This is a genomic window from Xanthobacter agilis, from assembly GCF_021730435.1.
Taxonomy (GTDB): Bacteria; Pseudomonadota; Alphaproteobacteria; order Rhizobiales; family Xanthobacteraceae; genus Xanthobacter; species Xanthobacter agilis.
Genome location: NZ_JABWGX010000031.1, coordinates 22,190 through 40,475, shown reverse-complemented (window position 1 = coordinate 40,475; position 18,286 = coordinate 22,190). Strand labels below are relative to the sequence as shown.

The window sequence follows — 18,286 nt, the reverse complement described above, 5'->3', positions numbered from 1 at the left end:
TGCCGAATGGATGAGCGCGCCGCGCGCCACAATGCAAAGATGAAGACCATCAAGTCCGCGCGGGACGAAATGATGAAGGCGAAGACCGAAGAAAAAGGTCTCATCATTGTCCACACCGGAGCCGGAAAAGGCAAATCGTCATCCGGATTCGGCATGGTCATGCGCTGCATCGCCCATGGCATGCCGTGCGCGGTGGTGCAGTTCATCAAAGGCAATTGGGAAACGGGGGAGAAGATGCTGCTTCAGGCGCACTTTCCCGAGGCCTGCCGCTTCTTCGTCTCGGGCGAAGGCTTCACCTGGGAGACGCAGGATCGCGCGCGCGACGTGGCGGCCGCTGCCAATGGATGGCGCATCGCCAGGGAGCAGATTCTCGATCCCGCGATTCGCTTCGTCCTCCTGGACGAGATCAACATCGCCTTGCGCTACGACTATCTCGACCTCCAGGAGGTGCTGGATTTTCTGCTCACACGCAAGCCGCCGATGACCCATGTCTGCCTCACCGGCCGCAACGCGCGGCCGGAACTGATCGCCGCCGCCGATCTGGTGACCGAAATGACGCTGGTGAAGCATCCGTTCCGCAATGGCGTGAAGGCGCAGATGGGGGTCGAGTTCTGATGAATGTCGCGGCGCGTCCCCGTCCGGCCAGCCCCTGCATCGGCGCCTGCGCCATCGACCCGGCCAACGGTTTGTGCGCCGGCTGCGCCCGCACCGGCGACGAGATCGCCCTTTGGGGCAGCGCCGACGCGGCCATCCGCGCCCGCATCTGGGCCGAGCTTCCCGCGCGCGCCGCGGCCCTTGGCCTTCCTCTGCGGCGGCTCGCGTGGCGGGAAGGCGACCTTTTGGACCGCATGGAGCGCTTGTTCCGCGATGCGGCGGGCGTCTTTGTGGTGGGCATTCACGGCGCGGTGGCCGAGGTGATGCGCGCGCCGGACGAGGAGTTCCAGGCGCTGCGGGACGGGCTGGTGCTGACCCTGCGCACGCGGCGCGCGGCGATCCGGCTCGAGGCGCCGGCGCATCTCACCGCGTTCGAGCTTTTCCGCGCGGGAGCCGCGCCCCTCTTGGCGCTGGCGGTTCCGGCGGGGCGGCTGGGGCCGGACGGTCCTTCGGCGTTGACGGCTCTCGGCCCCGACACCGGCGCGTTGCTTCCGCGCGATGCCGGCGGAGCGCGCTTCGATCTCGGCCTCGGCCGGCGCGCCGCGCGCGTCTCCATCCGTTGCGCGCAGGCGCTCGCCGCGCGCCTCGCCCCCCATTGCGGTGCGCCCTGGCCCGGGCACCTTGACCTTATCGCCGCGGACATTCTCGCGGAAAGCCCGGTGCGTGTGGTGGAGACGCCTTGCATCCGGGCGGAGGTGGATGCGGTGATCCCACCGCCCGGCGGCCGCTCGCCAGATGGCCCCCACACCCATCTTCTGCCGGAGCTGGTGCGCATGGGCTTCGACGCTCCGCCGAGCTTGGCCCTGCCCAAAGGCTATGTCCTTTCGGCCCTGTTCCACCTGGCTTGAGCGATGGCACGGGCGGTGATGATCCAGGGCACCGGCAGCAATGTCGGCAAGTCCCTTCTGGTGGCGGGCCTTTGCCGGGCAGCGCGGCGGCGTGGCCTCAGCGTGGCGCCCTTCAAGCCGCAGAACATGTCCAACAACGCCGCCGTCACCGCCGACGGCGGCGAGATCGGTCGCGCCCAGGCGCTGCAGGCGCTGGCCTGCGGCCTTTCCCCCCACACCGACATGAACCCGGTGCTGCTCAAGCCCGAGACCGATATGGGCGCCCAGATCATCGTGCAGGGCCGGCGCCATGCGACGGCGCGGGCGCGCGATTATTTCAAGCTCAAGCCGCAGCTCTTGGAAAAGGTTCTGGAAAGCTTCCGGCGCCTGTCAGCGGCTCATGATCTCGTCATCGTCGAGGGCGCCGGCAGCCCGGCGGAAATCAACCTGCGCAAGGGCGACATCGCCAACATGGGGTTCGCGCGGGCGGCCGGAACGCCGGTCATCCTTGCCGGCGACATCGACCGTGGCGGCGTCATCGCGCAGATCGTCGGCACGAAGGCGGTGATCGCCCCGGACGACGCGGCTCTGGTGGCGGGCTTCATCGTCAATAAGTTCCGCGGCGATCCCCGCTTGTTCGACGATGGCTATGCGGCCATCACGGCGATGACCGGCTGGCGGGGCTTTGGCGTGTGCCCCTGGTTCGCCGAGGCCGGAAGGCTGCCGGCCGAGGATGCGCTGGATCTTGCCGCGTCACGGCACGCCGGCGCGCTGCACATCGTCTGCCTGTGCCTCTCGCGCATCGCCAATTTCGACGATCTCGATCCCCTGGCGCAGGAGCCCGCCGTGCGGCTGACCATGCTCGCGCCTGGCCGGGCTATTCCGGGCGATGCGGATCTGGTGATCGTGCCGGGAACGAAGTCCACGCGCGGCGACCTCGCCTTTCTGCGCGCGCAGGGCTGGGATGTGGATCTTTTGGCCCATCACCGGCGCGGCGGGCGGGTGCTGGGCATCTGCGGCGGATACCAGATGCTGGGGCGCATGGTCGCCGATCCGGACGGGATCGAGGGGCCGGCGGGCGCCGACCCCGGCCTCGGCCTGCTCGACGTTACGACCGTGATGACGCCGGACAAGCGCCTCGCCGAGGTGGACGCGGTGGATGCCGTTTCGGGCACGCCGTTCCGCGGCTACGAGATCCACATCGGCCGGACCGAGGGGCCGGACCGCGCGCGTCCGTTCGCGCGGGTGGCCGGCGCGCCGGAAGGCGCGGTGAGCGCCGATGGCCGCGTGATCGGCAGCTATCTGCACGGCATGTTCCGCGACGACGCCTTTCGCGCGTCCATCCTCGCCCGCCTCGGGGCGACGTCCGCCTTCTCCTATGACGCGACCGTGGAGGCGACCCTTGACGCGCTGGCCCGGCATCTGGAGGCGCACCTCGATGTTCCGGGGCTATTGTCAGCGGCGCGTCAGGTCGGCTGATGGGGGCGTGCGTCCCTCTGCTTGCCGCCGGACATCGTCCTCATTCTTCCGCGCGGCGTCAGCAGGAGCAGGATGCGCTGAGCGGCAGGTCCGCCAGGAAGCGGCCCCGCCCCGTACGGGGTTCCCCAGGAAAGCCCCACCGGCCGCTTCCTGGCCGGCCTGTGCTGGTCTGGCGCATGCGCCACGGGATCATTTTATTCTCGATGCGGCTGACCGGCGGCGACGCGTCGCCCTGGCTGCGGATTGCAACACTCCGCGGCAGCAGGGTCCGGCGCGCCCGGATCGTCCTCCTGAGCGCCAACGGCATCGGCACCCACGCCATCATGGCCGAATGACATTGAAGCCGCCGCCCCATGAGGCGCCTCACTGGACCAGCCGCGCCTGCAGCTAAAGAAGGGCCGCTGCGCCACTCTGACCCATGACGACGAGAGCCATGGGTCCCCCACGCTATTCGCCGCGCTTGATCTCCTGACCGGCGCGGTGTTCGGACGGAACATGCAGCGCCATCGGCATCAGGACTTCATCCGCTTCCTCAACGCCCGCCAGCGCGACATCCCGCCCGGCAGACTGGTCCACGTCATCCTCGACAACTATACGGCCCACAAGGGTTCCGGCGGCTGGGGCGAACGGCCGACGCGCGGCCAACGCCGGCGGGCCTGATCTTTCGTCAGGTGATGTTGTATTTCTTGAGCCTGTAGGCGAGGGTCGGCCGGCTGATGCTCAACAGGCGCGCGGCCAGGGAAAGATTGCCCTTCGCTTCCGCGAGCGCCATGCGCAACATGCGGGCTTCGGTATCGGCGAGCGGGCGCAGGGGGCCTTCGCGTTGGCCGAACTCCAGGTCCGCCATCTCCGAGGCTTGCAGCAGGGCACCGTTCCTCTGCACGGTGAAGGTGGTATCGGTGACTTCCTCGCCGGTGGTGAAGAGGTGGCACAGGTCGAGCGCCCCGCCTTCGTCGGCGAGGATGACGGCGCGCTCGACGAGGTTTTCCATCTCCCGCACGTTGCCGGGCCAGCGGTAATTGATGAGCGCATCCACCGCCCGCTCGCGGAAGCCGGTGATGGTCTTGCGATGCTTGGTGCAAGAGCGTCGCATGAACCAGTTCATCAGCAAGGGGATGTCGTCGCGCCGGTCGCGCAGCGGCGGGACGCGGATCGGAAAGACGTTGAGCCGGTAGAACAGGTCTTCGCGGAAGGTGCCTTCCTTGACCGCATCCCGCAGGTTGACATTGGTGGCCGCGATCACCCGCACGTCCACTTTGCGCACGCGGGAATCGCCGACGCGCTCGATCTCTCCCTCCTGTAGCGCCCGCAGCAGCTTGCCCTGGGCGGTGTAACTCAAGGTGCCGATTTCATCGAGGAAGAGGCTGCCGCCGTGCGCGCGTTCGAACCGGCCCGGCCGGGACACCGTGGCGCCGGTGAAGGCGCCGCGCTCCACGCCGAAGAGTTCGGATTCGATGAGCTGTTCGGGAATCGAGGCGCAGTTGACCGCGACGAACGGCCCGCCGGTGCGGGTGCTGAGGCGGTGGAGGTTGTGCGAAAAGATCTCCTTGCCGACGCCGCTCTCGCCAAGGAAAAGCACGGTGGCTTCGGTCGGCGCGACTTTCTTCACCAGATGGCAGACGGTGCTGAAGCCGCTCGAAATGCCGACCATCCCGAAATCGTTCTCCGCACTTACCTGATCGAGCGCGGCGAGGCGGGCGGTGGCCGGCAGCCTCTCGCCGGGGGTGGGATTGAACTTCACGAAATCGCCGATTTGCAGGAACCTGAGGTCGTCATGAGCGTCCTCGCCCCACTCCTCGGCGGGGCGGCCCACCACGCGGCATTTGGTGTGGCCGGTGCACTTGCATTCCAGCTCGCGCCACAGGATCGGGCGACCCATGAAGGTGCTGGTGTAGCCGCAGGCATAGCCCACCAGCATCCAGCAGACCGGCTCCTCGCCAAGGCCGTAGCTCGCGAGGTGGGCTTCGGCCTCGGCGCTGTCGAGCAGGTAGAAGTCGCCATAATAGCGGCCGTTGCCCACGTCGATGTCGAGCGAGACGGGCTCGCAGTGGACGATCCCTTCGAGCGATACGAGTTGCGGCCCGGCGAGGAAGCTGTCGAGGGTGTTGGATCCCGAGCGCAGCTTCTTGGCCATCTTGGCGTCGCTGGCACCGGCCTGGTAGCCGATGCGGGTGATCAGGCCGCGCGCCGTCTCCTTGCCGAGGCTTTCAATCAACTCCTGGCGCAGGGCGCCGAGGGAGCTGACGTGCATCAGCATCATGCGCTGGTCGTCGAGCCAGATCCGCCCCTGCTGCGGTGCAAAGCGCAGCCGGTTCGCGAGATCATGGATCTCGGGGACCGGAATGTCGGCGCGTTCGGCGTCTACCTTCGTCGGGGGCTCCAGGGTGGACATGCGGGACCCCATCGGTGAGCTGGCTCGCCGATTTATACGCCGTTTCATGCGCGCGCTTCCATCGTTTCTCATGACGCGCCTTTCAGCGCAGCTCTTATTGGTGCTCGCGATGCTTCACCTCGTTTCGCCGGGCGCGCCGGGCGAGGAGCGCCGCCTGTCGGTGGCGACGCTCCTGCGTGCAGATCATCAGAAGAACCGGTCGAAATGGATGCGCGCGATCGGCACTCCCCACTGGACGATCAGGAGCTTTTGCAGTGCCTCGATCATCGGCGGCGGGCCGGCGAAATAAAATTCGCAGCTTTCGACCTGCTCGCCCACCGCGCGTTCAACCTCCTCGTGGACAAAACCGCGAGCCCCGTCCCAATCGCTCGCTTCCGCCTCGGCGGACAGCACCGGCATGTAGGCGGTGACCTTGTCCCGCGCGTCGTCCGCGAGAACGGGGAAGCAGAGATCCGCGCGGGTGCGTGCGCCTTCGAACACGAATAGCCGCCGTGGCCCGCTGTCCTGCGCCGCGGCGCGGGCCACCGATACGATGGGACCGATGCCGGAGCCTCCCGCGATGCACACGACGTCGCGGGGCACGTCTGCGCGGAAATGCGCGTGGCCGTAGGGTCCGTCAAGGGTGACGGCGTCGCCGACCTGGACGTTGTCGAACATGGCGTTGCTACCCCGCCCCCCCGGCACGCGGCGAATGACGAAGCGCCACTCGCCTTCGGCATTGGGCAGATTCGACATGGAGTAGGCGCGCATGCCCGCCGCTCCCGGCGGCTGGAGCAAGGCGTATTGGCCGGCGACGAAATCCGCCGGCCGGTCGGTGCGGAAAACAAATTCGGCCATGTCGGCGGTTACGGCGCGTCGCTCGCGCAATATGGCGCTCACGCGGCGCGGTGGGATCGGCGGGCGGTATTCGTCGTCTGGACGCAGCTTGATGGTGCAATCCCCGAGCGGGCGGGACTGGCAGGCGAGGCGCTTTCCGCGCCGGCGGTCCCGCTCGGACAGGCCCGGTGCCGTCGTCCACAAGGTTTCCATCTCGCCCGAGATGAGCTCGAAGCGGCAGCTCCCGCAGCCGCCGACGCTGCAATCGTAGGGGAAGCCGACCCCCGCGCGCAGCGCGCCGCGCAGCAGCGTGCTTTCTTCGGCGGAGACGTCAAAGACGCCTCCGCCCTCAATGGTGATCCGATGGGTCATGATGGTGCCGCCGCCTCAGAGGCCGATGCTTTGGCGATAGGCGCCGGCGGCGTCGCGAGCGAGCCCGCCGGCGTCGCGGGCATCGGGCAGGTGCGCGCTGTAGGCCTCCATGGCGGCATCGCCGAGCGGCGCCCACTTCGCAAGCCAGCCCTCCAGAACCGGGCGGTTGCCCGCGCTGTCCAGCATCATCTTGACCAGGGCGCCGGTCCAACGGCGGTGGCGGTCGGCGTCCACCAGCTGGGCATCGCACAGGAGGGCGAGCAGGGTGTCGCCATTGTGGCGGGCGGCCTGGCCGAGACCACGCAGCACCGCCTCTTCCACCGCCGGCCGGGCCACCAGATTCATGGCGACGAAGTGCTCGCCCCAATCGTAGGTCGCTAGCCCCCTCTCCACCAGTTCACGCAACCCCTGCCACGCCGGATCCGTCTCCCAGACAGCACGCTCGCCGGTGCCGAACCCTTGCCCCTCGAACCCTTGCCCCTCGAACCGCTTGGCGAGCTCCGCCGTGCGATAGGCGGTGTGGGTCAGCCAGCGCAGGGAATCCGCGGTCTGATAGGTGGCCGCGTTGGAAATGGTGGAGGCCGGAGCCATCTGGCACAGATAGGCCGACCCCATCTGCAGCGCGTGGAAGAGGTAACGCGCCGGCGTATAGATGTGGGCGAGATGCCGTACCCAGGCGCGTTCCAGCATCGCATCGTGCCCGCGCTCGGAGAATTGGTCGAGCAGACCGAAGACATAGTTCTCCTGCCCGTCCTGGAGCATGTTGTAGGTGCGGTACACCATCTCGTCCGGATCGCGGAAGGCGTTCCAGTCGGCATGCTTCAGGGGCGAGGCGTTGCGGTGGGTCTTGAACCACTGCGCCGGCGGGAAATCGGGGTCAAGCTCGAACGGGGCGTCGGGCCGGTCGGTGGTATAGTGGAGATTGGTGGAAACGATCTCGTATTCGCTGGGCTTGCGGCGCCGGGCCGCGAGGTGGCTCCAGGTCTTGAGCGGCTGCGCGATGGCTGGCTGGTTCATCTTTCCCCCCGGAAATCACAGAGTTTTTTCATAGTAGAAACGCACCATGTCTTCGGTCATCTCGATCCGCCCGGCGAACGAGCCGAGGCTGACCTCCAGTTCCTGCATCCGGAACGCCCGCCCAAGGGTGCGTTCGAGGGTCGTCCGGCGCAGGATCATCTCGCCCTCGGTATCGATGCGAACGTAGGCGATCTTGTCATCCACGCGGATGGTCTTGCCGGGATTGTCCTCTTCCGCCGCCTCGATGATGCCGGCGGTGAGCGGGCCGGCGCGCAGGATCGGCCCGACCCGGTTGTTGCGATAGCCATCGGCCACGGTTCCTGTGGTCATGTGCGTTTCCTCCCAGTGTTTTATGTATGGGCGAACAGGGGGCTGACGCCCTCGGTCGAGACGAGGATGGATTCCCCTTCCAGCTTCACCGGATATTGGGCGAGGTGGCAGTCTTTGGGGTTCACACCGTGTCCGGTCGTGGTGTCGAAGGTCCATTGGTGGGCGCGGCACATGACGATGCCGCCCTCTAGGCGCCCTTCCGACAGCGGGATGTCCTGGTGGGGACACATGCCCTGGAAGGCGCGGATTTGCCCGCCCTCGGGCCAGACCAGCAGGATCACCTGCCCGTCCACCTCCACTTCGGTCATGTCGCCTTCCCAGAGGTCGTCGAGGGTGCATGCAAGCTTGAAATTCATGATCTATCACGCATCACAGAAGATGAATTCGAGGGTTTCCATGGGCCTGATGTCGCTTCCGCCAAGGCGCATGTCGCGCGGGAAGAAGTCGCTCGCGCCCTGCCGGCGGACGCGCACCACCTTGTCGGCCTGGGGCGCGACGCGCACGCCCACCGAATGCTGCGCGGCGGTCGCGGCCACCTCATCCATGGTGTTCTCCGTGTCGACCGGGACGAGCAACAGAACGAAATCGTGCTGGAAATTCGAAATGATGGGAAACAGGGCCATGACAGGGCTCCTTGTGGGGACAGGCGAACGGTGGCGTGCGCCCGCGATGGCACCGCGGCCATGCTGCCGCGGCGCCCGCAGCGCCCGCCATCGACGGTTCACGCGGTGGATTTATTCCGCGGCCATGCGGCGGTTGCGATAGGCCTCGACCCAGGCATAGCCGTGGGCGTCATCGCCGCTCTCGCCGGGTTGCAGCCCCATGTACGCGAGCGCTCCGGAGAGATCGGCGGGCTGGATCTGCCCGGCGAGGAAACGATCCACCACCGTCATATGCCCGCGGTAGCGCTGCGGTTCCTGCTCGAAGATCCAGCGGTCGATCTCGGAGTTGAAATGGTAGAGCCGGCCCTCGTAATCGAGGGGATAGTCTTTCACGTTCCAACGGTTGCCGGGCACGGCGCAGATCGGGATCTGGCTCATGTTGCACACGATCGGCAGCGTTTGCGGGAACGTGCGCTCCGGATGGCCGGCGGCGAGATTGTCGATGATGACGTCCCAGGCCTTTCCGAAGGTATCGTTCCAGCCGGGGTACTTTTCCTCAAGCCAGTCGCGGCAGTCGGGCGTTACCCCGGCAGCCGGATTCCACCACAGGGTCGGCCGCCAGAACCACAGGCCCATCTGATAGGCGTGGTGCTGATAGTCGAACTCTGCGATCATCTTGTCCCAATACCAGGGAAGATCAAGGCCGAGGTCGATGAGCGCACGCTCGAACTGGCCGACGATCCATTCCTGCATGAACTCCTTGAACGATTGCTTGCGGTGCGCCAGGGGCGTATTGTAGTCCATGGAGGGGCCGGTGAGGATGCAGAAGATGCGCCAGGCCCGCCCGATGGCGACATCCACGAGCTTTTGCGCTTCGGCCTTGCGGCCGTTGGCGATCAGCACCTGCAGCGCCGGGCCGCCGATCTGGGCGTGGCGCGATTCATCGGTCTGGATGCTCGAGATCAGACTTGAGAAGGTATAGTCGCCGGCCTCGGCCGCGTCGGCCGCGAGCCCCAGGAATTGCATGTTGGTGAAGCCGGTCTCGAAGGCGAAGGTGAGCATCACCGCGATATCGGTGGCGCTGCGCGCCATGAACAGGTCGTCGAAGGCGTGCCGCGCCGCGATCGCGGCCCACTCATTGGTGTGGTAGGCCTTGTGGCCCCAGTCGAACTGGCGATCCTTCGGGCAGTATTCGTGCGGGAAGAAGAGTTGCAACTGGGCGTGACGGTTCTCGTCCATCATGCCGAAGGTGGCCATGTTGCGCATTCCTGGCGCGCGGCCGAAACGGGCCATGCGGGCCTCGGCGCTCATGGCGGCGTATTCGCCCAGCGCGATGGCGCCGTAATGGGACTTCAGGATCGAGCGCCAGCCGGGATCGGCATCATCGAAGATGCGGCTGCGCTGGAGCGCCGCCTTGACGGAATAAGCGCCCGCGTCCTTCTCCCGCTGGATGCTGACATACTCGGGAAACGAGGTTTTGTAGGGCTCGTCATAGACTTCCCATTTCTCGGCGGGCACACCTTGGGCCCCGGTCATGACATCGGGAAAGAGGTCCTCGTCGGTGACGAATGTGGGTGTCCAATTGGTCGAGCGAGCAAGATCGTACCACTCGGAGCGATCGAGTAATGCCATGGCGTGTTCCTCGGGCTTATCGTTTTTTTCGGCGCCGATCTGGCTGGAGCCGTCGTCGCCCCTTTCGATGAGCAAGATGAATGCCACGGCCATCCGGCGCTGGCGGATCTTGCTTTGCAGCATTGTTGCTGAAGACTTATCCTATTGAAACAACAAAAAATTATCGCCGCGCCAGGCGTTTTTCCCGCTGCGCGACAGTGATGGTTGCACTGCACATGCGGCGGGGATTTTCGGAGGCAGGCGAATAGTCTGCGTGGTGATGAAAAATCCCATTCGATTTCATGAAACGCTTCATCATTTGGTGAGGCGCGCATTATGTAAATTAAAAGATTATATTTAAATGTAATATGTCGTGTATCTGACTATGTTTCGCGTATGTAAATATGAATAGGTTCCGGTCGTGGCGGAGTTCGGGGAGGGGCCGAATGTTGAGTGTGGAATTTTTATTTGCGAGAGCTGGAGCCGTGATCGCTTGAAGGGGGCGGGAGGCGTCCGCATGAAACCCCGATGCGGCCGCATCTCCGCGCGGGGCGTGCTCCATCTGTCTTGGCCGGTAGCGGCGTCAAAGCCGTGGGGCGCCGCCGGGTCGTCGGCGGTCAGTCGACGATGAAGCGCCGACGTTCCTCGCGAAAGCGCTGGGTGATGAAGGCTCGCAGCACCGCGATGCGCCGCACATGGACCGTATCGGGATGGGCGAGCAGGAAGTGGCTGCGGCGAAAGGTGAGGCGCGGCAGGATGCGCATCAGGGCCTGATCGTGGGCGCCCGGCGCGCCGGCCACGCGGCCGGACAGCCTGCGGATCGAGGCCTGCCATCAAGATCAGGTGGTGGAGGTTCCGCCCGGCGCGCGCCGCATCGCGCACTCCGATTTCTGCCCGAATGCGGGGCTCTGGTATCTGGCCTTCGCGATCTCCGCGCAGGGACAGCCCGAGTTTCCGGCGGATTATGCGGCGGCGCTAATCGCCGCGCCCCGCATGCGCGCCTCAGTTGCGCCCCCGGCCGGCGCCGGCCGGGGCGATGGGGTCAATGCTCCTCGTCGATCTCATCATGGAGCAGGCCGAGGATGTGACGCTTGAGCGCGATGAACTCCGGTTCGAGCACCAGATCCATCGCGCGCGGGCGGGCGAAATCCACCTTGATTTCCGCCTTGATGCGGCCGGGCCGCGCGGTCATCACCACCACCCGGTCACCCAGCAGGATCGCCTCGTCGATGTCGTGGGTCACGAACAGCACGGTCTTCTGAGTGTGCTCCCACACCCGCAGCAGCAGCTTCTGCATGGTGCCGCGGGTCTGGCTGTCGAGCGCGCCGAACGGCTCGTCCATGAACAGCACGCTCGGATCGTTGGCGAGTGCGCGGGCCAGCGCCACCCGCTGCTTCATGCCGCCGGAGAGCTGGGAGGGAAACACGTCCGCGAACTGGCCGAGGCCCACCTCGGCCAGGAACCGCTCGGCGATCGCGCGCCGCTCGGCCTTGCCGATGCCCTTGCGCTTGGGGCCATACTCCACATTCTGCCGCACGGTGAGCCAGGGAAACAGGGTGTAGCCCTGGAACACCATGCCCCGGTCGGGGCCCGGCTCGCTCACCAGATGCCCGTCCACCCGGATGTCTCCGGACGTCAGCTCGGTGAGGCCGGCGGCAAGGTAGAGCAGGCTCGACTTGCCGCAGCCGGACGGGCCGACGATGACGCAGAACTCGTTCTGCTCCACGTCGATGGACACATCGTCGACGGCCAGCGTGCCGTCCGGACCACCGTAGCGGAGCGTGACATGCTCGATGGCGAGCCGCGCGGGCGTGCCCAGCGGGCGATGCTGGCGGGGGAAAAGCGCGATCGGCGCCGGCTCCACGGGGGAAGAGGCGGAAAGTTCGGTCATCGATGTGCCCATGGCGCGACCCGCGCGCGAAGGAAGCGGAAGAAGAGATCGGAGAGCAGCCCCAGCACGCCGATGGTGGCGATGGCCATGAAGATCACGTCCACCTGAAAGCCGCGCATGGCCTTGATGGTGATGTAGCCCAGCCCCGAGGAGGCGGCCACGAGTTCCGCCACCACCAGATAGGACCACGCCCATCCCAGGGTGACGCGCAGGGTGTCGAGGATCTCCGGCAGCGCGGCGGGGAAGATCACATGCCACACGACCTTGGAACGCTTCGTGCCGAGCGTGTAGGCGGCGTTCACGAGATCGCGCGGCACCGCGCGGGCGCTGTCGGCGATCATCACCACCTGCTGGAAGAAGGTGCCAAGGATGATGACGCTCACCCGCTGCTGGATGCCGATGCCGATCCACAGGATGAGCAGCGGCACGAACGCCGTCACCGGCAGGTAGCGCACGAAGTTGACGAGCGGCTCCAGCACCGCCTGCACCGCGCGGTAGCTGCCCATCCACAGCCCGACCGGGATCGCGACGATGGAGGAGATGGCGAACCCCAGCATCACCACCTCAAGGCTCGCCAGGGTGTGGACGATGAGGCTGCCGTCGGACAAAAGCCGCACCCCCGCGGCACCCACCTTCTCCGGGGAGGGCAGGAACATGGCGGGGACCACGTTGGTGTGGGAGATGATCCACCACGCCGCCACCACCATGACCCATACGATAATCCCGGCGGAGATCACGGCCCGGCGGGAGATATCCCTGAAGGGCGTGGTCATCCGGGTCCAGGGTGCGCGTCGGGAACTCATGTCATGTCTCCTGCGGGCCTGCCGCCGGTCCCGGAGGGGCGCCGGCGGCGACCGGCCTTGGCCGGTGCGGTCACTGGGCGGTGGCGAAGGCGGGATCGACGAGGGTGTCGTAGTCCACTTTCATCTTCATCAGCCCCTTGCCGCCCCAGATCATGTTGGCGAGCTGGATGAGGTTGGCCGCCTCGCCCTGCTGCGGATTGCCGAAGAACTCCACGTTGCGGGCCTTGTCGTAGAAGTTCACGCCCTTGGCCGCGTCGGCGAAGTCCTTGGGATCGGCGAGGTAGCCGCCGACGCCCTTGGCCATGATCGCGTAAGCCTTTTCCGGATTGGCCTTCATGTAGTCGATGGCCTTGTAATAGGCCTTCACGAAGGCGGCGATCTCGGCCTTGTTGGCGGCGATGAAATCGCACTTGAGGCCGACCGTGTCCACGATGGCGCCGGGGGTCGCGGTGGAATCGATCAGCACCTGGCCGTTGCCGGACTTGCGGACGGTGGTCAGGTTCGGCTCCCAGGTCACGGCGGCGGGCACGCGGCCGGCGATAAAGGCCGCGGCCGCGTCGTCGGAGGTCATGTTGGTGATGGTGACGTCCTTCTCCGTCATGCCGTCCTTGTCCAGAAGGATGTTAAACCAGAACTCGGACACCGAGCCCTCGTTCAGCGCCACTTCCTTGCCCTTGAGGTCCTTCAGCGACTTGACTCCCTTGGCGGTGAGCAGGCCGTCGCCGCCGTGGCTGTCGTCGAGCGCCAACACCGACTTGAAGCAGAAGTCGGGCGAGCGCCATTTCATCACCTCGTCCACGGTGGAGGCCATGCCGTCGAGATCGCCGGAGGCGACCGCCGCCATGTAGATGGCCGCGTCCTCGATGGTCTTCAGCTCCACGTCGAGGCCGGCGTCCTTGAAATAGCCGAGGTCACGCGCGAGGTAGAGCGGGCCGTAGCCCACCCAGGTGGTCATGCCGAGGCGGATCTTGGCCGCTTCGGCGGGGCCGGCGAACACAAGGCCGGCGGCGAGGCCGGCGAGCAGGGTGGCGGTCTGGAAGGTCTTCTTGATCATTGCTTTGGGTTCCGTCGCGGGTCGCGGCCGGGTCGCGCGGGCGGTCCGGGCCGGGGTGGAACGCGCTGATCGCCGGGACGTCGTGGAGGCACAAAAGAGGCTGGAAAGCGCCCTCGCGACCTGCGTAAAACCCCGGAGATCAACTCCGCCGACGAGCTAAACACGCACCCTTCTTTGGCAAAAATAGTCTTTTCGGGGGTTTTGCCTCGCCTTGGCCTAAGTAGGAAAAGCCCAGGCTTCGGCCAAGGCGAGGACCATGCGCGCATCGCGGATCAGCGGCTTCCGGCGCGGGGGATCAGGGCTTGCGCACCCGCCGGTCGAGGGCCGGCGGCACCATGCCCGGGATGTAGGCATCGGAGATGAACGAGCGGCAATGGGTCTCGAACGCCTGGAGCAGGCGGGACTTCTTGAACTGCGCGACGGTGGCGGTGCCGACCACCATCGGCCGGTGCTCGCCCGACAGGCGCACCCGCACCACCCGCCGCCCGTCGAGGGCGAAATCGGAGCGCGGGCGCACGTTGAAGAGGGTGTAGCCATAGCCGTTGGCCACCATGGTGCGCACCACCTCCTGGTAGGCGGAGCGCGAGTGGATCTTCGGCTGCAAGCCCTCCTTGAGGAAGAGCGCGAGGAAATACTCGCGGCTGATGGGCAGGTCGAGCAGGATCAGCGGTTCCTCGACCAGATCCTGGAGGCTGACCGCGGACAGGCGGGCGAACGGATGGGCCTCGCTGACCAGGACGTGCGGCGCCAGGCTGGCGAGGGGGGTGAAGGCGATGCCGTCGGGAATCTGGAGGTCGTAGGTGACCGCGATGTCGATCTCGGCCCGCCGCAGCCCCTCCAACAGCCATTCCTGGTTGGCCTCCACATGGCGGATCTGGGTGGCGGGAAATGCCGACATGAAGCCATGGGACAGTTCCGGCATGATCATGGGCGCCAGCGTGACCATGCAGCCCACGGACAATTGCCCGCGCACCTGGTCGGTTGCCTCCGAGGCCACCGCATAGAGCCCCTCGGCCTGCTCGATCAGGTGCTTGGCCTCGGCCAGCAGCTTGCGGCCGGCGGGGGTGAGCGAGAGGCCCTGCGCATGGTGGCGCACGAACAGCTGGACGCCCAGTTCCTGCTCCAGGTGGCTGATGGCGGTGGAAATCGAGGGCTGGGAAATGCTGATCCGCTCCGAGGCGAGCGTGATCGAGCCGGTCTCGCCGGCCGCGATGAAATACTCCAACTGCCTCAACGTATAGCGCATGGCCGTTCCCTACCCCGTTTCCGGGGCCCGGCGCGAGCAATCCCGGCGTGTGTCTATATTTGACACAACTCTACACCTGCCCCATGCCGGCTTGAGGGGGAGATGTGTCGAAGGCGCGGAGGCCGGGCGTCACCGGGGGGGCTTGCGGCGGACAGGGTTTCAAGACGCCTCCCCAGGGGAGGCCTTTCACTCGGCTGCGCGCGGCGTCGTTCCGGTGTCACCCCCGCGCGCGAGCGGGCGGTCCGCGGTGGCGCGGGTGGCCGGGCTCAGCACGGTGTCGGAGAGCCCGGCGGAGCGTTTCACGAACTCCAGCGGACCGTCCCAGTCGAAGTTCCGGTAGACGGCGGCGAGGTGCGCATAAGGGGGGGACTGGGCGAACAATTGGAACGCGAGACGGTGCCCCGCATAATCGGAGTTCAGGAGGTCGCGGGCAAACGCCAGCAGCTTGCGGCGGTCATCGGCCATCCACTCGGCGTTGATCGTATAGAATTTGTCGAGCCACGGCCTGGTGTCGGGATGGGCGAAAGACGCCGCGTCCGGGGTGGTGCAGACCTGCCCGCCGCATAGCTCGCGGGCGATGTGCATCGCCTCGTGGAGCTGGGAGCAGGCGAGCACCCGGCCGGCATACAGCAGCGACTGGTTCGGCATGGCGAGCCCGCTGGGCGAGCGCTCCGACAAGGTGATGGCCGCCGTGAGATGGGCGTTGATCCCCTCCCGGTAGACCGCGAGCTGGGCCAGCTTCTCCCGCACCGCCTGCTGCGTGTCGAGCCCGGTCTGGCGCACGTTGAACAGCGCGGCGCCGATCAGCATGTCGGCGAAGGCAAGGCTGCGCTGCACGAAGGCGAAGGCCGAATAGCGGTGCAGCGTCGCGCGGATGAACATGGCCGCCCGCGTATGGCGGTAGAACAGCACGTTCTCCCAGGGGATCAGCACGTCGTCGAAGATGACGAGCGCTTCCACCTCATCGAACCGGCTGGAAAGCGGATAGTCCGCGGCCGGCCTTTGCCCGGCGAACCCGGTGCGGCAGATGAACTTGATGCCGGGCGAGCCCAGGTCGCAGATGAAGCCCACCGCATAATCGGAATAGGTGCTGTCGCCCCAATCGGCGATGGTGGGCTTGGTGAAGGCTTGGTTGGCATAGGCCGCCGCCGTCTCGTATTTGGCGCCGCGCACCACGAGGCCGGCGTCGGTCTCCTTGACCACATGCAGCAGCATGTCCGGGTCCTGCGCCTGCGGCGGCTTGGAGCGGTCGCCCTTGGGGTCGGTGTTGGCCGAGACATGGAACGGGTCGTGGTGCAGCACCTTGTCGATATGATTGCGGATGTTCTCGGAGAAGCGGGGATCCACCTCGTTGAGCACGTCCTGCCCGTCGAACAGCGACCACATCTCGCCGACGGTCTCGTCGCCCACGCGGGTGACGACGCCGCCGATCTCGCGCAGCACGCAATCGGTGGCGCGGCGCTTGTCCCACCAATCTTCCTGGGTGATGGGCAGCTTGTTGCCGATGCCGTTGACCTCCCCGTCCTGGGTGAAGGTCATCACGTCGCGGGTTCGCGCTTCCCACTGCATGTCGTAGATGCGGGCGCGAATGTCCACCAAAGGCTTGAACATGGGGTGGGTGGGCACGTCCCGGACCCGCTCGCCGTTGATGTAGACCTCGCGCCCGTCGCGGATCGACTCGAGATATTGCGCGCCCGTGCGGATCATGGCCGGACCTTTGCCAGGAAGAGAGGCGGGCGGACGCCGCCGCGCCGCCCGTGGAGGCGATCCTGTCGCGGCGGCGGGGCCGAGGAAAATAAGGGTTTCCGGTCCATTGCTTCGGAAAGCCCGAACCAGCGGGCCGCAGGCCCTCAGGCGGACAGGCGGGCCAGCAACGCATCCATGAAGTGGTCGCAGGCGGCGATCTGGTCCCTCGCCACCCATTCGTCGGGCTTATGGCCCTGGTCCATGGAGCCGGGTCCGCAGACCACGGTGGGAATGGACAGGCGGCTTTGGAACAGTCCGCCCTCGGTGCCGAAGGCGAGCTTCATGCGTGCGTTGGAGCCGGTGAGGGATCGGGTGAAGTCCACCACCGGCGCATCATCGGCGGTGGCGAGGCCCGGATAGCTGTTGGTGGCCTCCAGCTTCACCGCCGCCTCGGGGAAGGCGGCGGTCCAGGGCAGGGCGACCGCCTCAGCGTCCGCCTCCAGCTCGGCCAGCAGGGTCGCCGGATCGTCCTCGGCGAGGTTGCGAAATTCCAGCTCCAGCGTGCAGGCATTGGGCACGATGTTCAGCGCCGTGCCGCCGGCGATGCGGCCCACATGGAAGGTGCTGTAGGGCACGTCGTAGGCCGCGTCGCGCGCGCCGCCGCGGGCATACAGCGCCTGCCGGGCGCGGATCTTGTCCACGAAGGCGGCGGCGAGGTGGATGGCGTTGAGGGCGGTGGGCGCGAGGGCGGAATGGGCCTCGCGGCCGCAGCACAGGGCGCGCAATGCCGTCTTGCCCTTGTGGCCGGTGGCGACCGCCATGGCGGTGGGTTCGCCGATGATGGCCATCTGCGGCCGGAACGGCGCCAGCGCCAGCGCATCGATGAGGCCGCGCACGCCGATGCAGCCGATCTCCTCGTCATAGGACAAGGCGAGGTGCAGCGGCAGCGCCAGCTCCATGCGTGCCGCGCGGTCGGCGGCGGCGAGCGCGCAGGCGAGGAAGCCCTTCATGTCCGTGGTGCCGCGCCCCAGCAGGCGCCCGCCCACCTCGCGCAACCGGAACGGATCGCCACTCCAAGCCTGGCCTTCCACCGGAACGACGTCGGTGTGGCCGGAGAGCATGACGCCGCCGGTGTCCCTGGGGCCGATGGTGGCGAACAGATTGGCCTTGGTGCCGTCGGCATTGGGCACCAGCATCGCCTCGATGCCGCGCGCGGCCAGGAATGCCTCCACGAAGGCGATCAGCTCCCGGTTGGAGGCCGAAGACACGGTGGGGAAGGCGACCAGCCGGTCGAGAAGGTCAAGGGATCGGGCGGACATCCGGGGCTCCGGGGACGCTTGCGGCGATGCGCGTCGAAAAGGGGCGCACATCCGCCCCGCGTTCGCACTCCATAGCAGAGGGAAGGCCGGCATCGGGCTCGGAAGTCCCGAACCAGAGCTTAGAAAAAAGCGAATTTCGATGCGCTGGAACCATCGATAGCTTTCGGCAGACCCGCCAGAATGCTGC

18 protein-coding genes and 1 pseudogene are annotated in these 18,286 nt (G+C 66.7%); 5 read left to right on the top strand and 14 right to left on the bottom strand.

What is annotated here, in order from left to right; translation table 11 throughout:
• Positions 1-6: 6 nt before the first annotated feature.
• The 5 genes and pseudogenes from cobO to HUW53_RS18715 all read left to right on the top strand — a co-directional run.
• Positions 7-615 (top strand): cob(I)yrinic acid a,c-diamide adenosyltransferase, encoded by a 609-nt coding sequence (gene cobO, locus HUW53_RS18735; RefSeq protein WP_237347280.1) that lies wholly within the window; start codon positions 7-9, stop codon positions 613-615.
• Positions 615-1,502, top strand: a complete 888-nt coding sequence (locus HUW53_RS18730) for a DUF1289 domain-containing protein (protein WP_237347279.1) — start codon at positions 615-617, stop codon at positions 1,500-1,502. Before cobO ends, HUW53_RS18730 begins: the two co-directional genes overlap by 1 nt.
• A 3-nt stretch (positions 1,503-1,505) precedes the next feature.
• Positions 1,506-2,960, top strand: a complete 1,455-nt coding sequence (locus tag HUW53_RS18725; protein WP_237347278.1) for a cobyric acid synthase — start codon at positions 1,506-1,508, stop codon at positions 2,958-2,960.
• A 176-nt stretch (positions 2,961-3,136) separates the two neighbouring features.
• Positions 3,137-3,295 carry a hypothetical protein gene (locus HUW53_RS18720; protein ID WP_237347277.1) on the top strand — a complete coding sequence of 53 codons (159 nt, stop codon included), beginning with the start codon at positions 3,137-3,139 and terminating at the stop codon, positions 3,293-3,295.
• A gap of 37 nt (positions 3,296-3,332) precedes the next feature.
• Positions 3,333-3,566, top strand: a pseudogene (locus HUW53_RS18715) (IS630 family transposase); the annotation flags it as partial.
• 61 nt (positions 3,567-3,627) lie between these two features.
• On the opposite strand, the gene HUW53_RS18710 reads toward HUW53_RS18715, so the two are convergent.
• From HUW53_RS18710 to argE, 14 genes are all read right to left on the bottom strand, one after another.
• Positions 3,628-5,352, bottom strand: coding sequence for a sigma-54-dependent Fis family transcriptional regulator (locus HUW53_RS18710; RefSeq protein ID WP_237347276.1), 1,725 nt, complete (start codon positions 5,350-5,352; stop codon positions 3,628-3,630).
• A 186-nt stretch (positions 5,353-5,538) separates the two neighbouring features.
• A complete protein-coding gene (locus tag HUW53_RS18705) occupies positions 5,539-6,540 on the bottom strand; it encodes a 2Fe-2S iron-sulfur cluster-binding protein (protein ID WP_237347275.1) in 1,002 nt (333 codons plus the stop codon).
• Positions 6,541-6,555: 15 nt separating this feature from the next.
• A complete protein-coding gene (locus HUW53_RS18700; protein ID WP_237347274.1) occupies positions 6,556-7,557 on the bottom strand; it encodes an aromatic/alkene monooxygenase hydroxylase subunit beta in 1,002 nt (333 codons plus the stop codon).
• A 15-nt stretch (positions 7,558-7,572) separates the two neighbouring features.
• A complete protein-coding gene (locus tag HUW53_RS18695) occupies positions 7,573-7,887 on the bottom strand; it encodes an MmoB/DmpM family protein (protein WP_237347273.1) in 315 nt (104 codons plus the stop codon).
• Between the two features lie 20 nt (positions 7,888-7,907).
• Complete coding sequence (locus tag HUW53_RS18690) at positions 7,908-8,243, bottom strand: monooxygenase system ferredoxin subunit (protein WP_237347272.1); 336 nt, start codon at positions 8,241-8,243, stop codon at positions 7,908-7,910.
• A 6-nt stretch (positions 8,244-8,249) separates the two neighbouring features.
• Positions 8,250-8,510: a toluene-4-monooxygenase system B family protein gene (locus HUW53_RS18685; protein WP_237347271.1), complete on the bottom strand. Its 261-nt coding sequence runs from the start codon at positions 8,508-8,510 to the stop codon at positions 8,250-8,252.
• Between the two features lie 111 nt (positions 8,511-8,621).
• Positions 8,622-10,208, bottom strand: a complete 1,587-nt coding sequence (locus HUW53_RS18680) for a ferritin family protein (protein WP_237347270.1) — start codon at positions 10,206-10,208, stop codon at positions 8,622-8,624.
• Positions 10,209-10,717: 509 nt separating this feature from the next.
• The gene (locus tag HUW53_RS18675; RefSeq protein ID WP_237347269.1) at positions 10,718-10,900 is read right to left on the bottom strand and encodes a hypothetical protein; all 183 of its coding nucleotides are present in this window, start codon (positions 10,898-10,900) and stop codon (positions 10,718-10,720) included.
• Between the two features lie 242 nt (positions 10,901-11,142).
• Positions 11,143-11,991 carry an ABC transporter ATP-binding protein gene (locus HUW53_RS18670; RefSeq protein WP_237347268.1) on the bottom strand — a complete coding sequence of 283 codons (849 nt, stop codon included), beginning with the start codon at positions 11,989-11,991 and terminating at the stop codon, positions 11,143-11,145.
• Complete coding sequence (locus HUW53_RS18665; RefSeq protein WP_237347267.1) at positions 11,988-12,794, bottom strand: ABC transporter permease; 807 nt, start codon at positions 12,792-12,794, stop codon at positions 11,988-11,990. Before HUW53_RS18665 ends, HUW53_RS18670 begins: the two co-directional genes overlap by 4 nt.
• Before the next feature lie 70 nt (positions 12,795-12,864).
• Positions 12,865-13,848, bottom strand: a complete 984-nt coding sequence (locus HUW53_RS18660; protein WP_237347266.1) for an ABC transporter substrate-binding protein — start codon at positions 13,846-13,848, stop codon at positions 12,865-12,867.
• Between the two features lie 295 nt (positions 13,849-14,143).
• A complete protein-coding gene (locus tag HUW53_RS18655) occupies positions 14,144-15,094 on the bottom strand; it encodes a LysR family transcriptional regulator (RefSeq protein ID WP_237347265.1) in 951 nt (316 codons plus the stop codon).
• 186 nt (positions 15,095-15,280) lie between these two features.
• Positions 15,281-16,801 (bottom strand): 4-hydroxyphenylacetate 3-hydroxylase family protein, encoded by a 1,521-nt coding sequence (locus HUW53_RS18650; RefSeq protein ID WP_237347264.1) that lies wholly within the window; start codon positions 16,799-16,801, stop codon positions 15,281-15,283.
• Between the two features lie 143 nt (positions 16,802-16,944).
• Complete coding sequence (argE, locus tag HUW53_RS18645; protein WP_237347263.1) at positions 16,945-18,099, bottom strand: acetylornithine deacetylase; 1,155 nt, start codon at positions 18,097-18,099, stop codon at positions 16,945-16,947.
• Positions 18,100-18,286 lie beyond the last annotated feature (187 nt).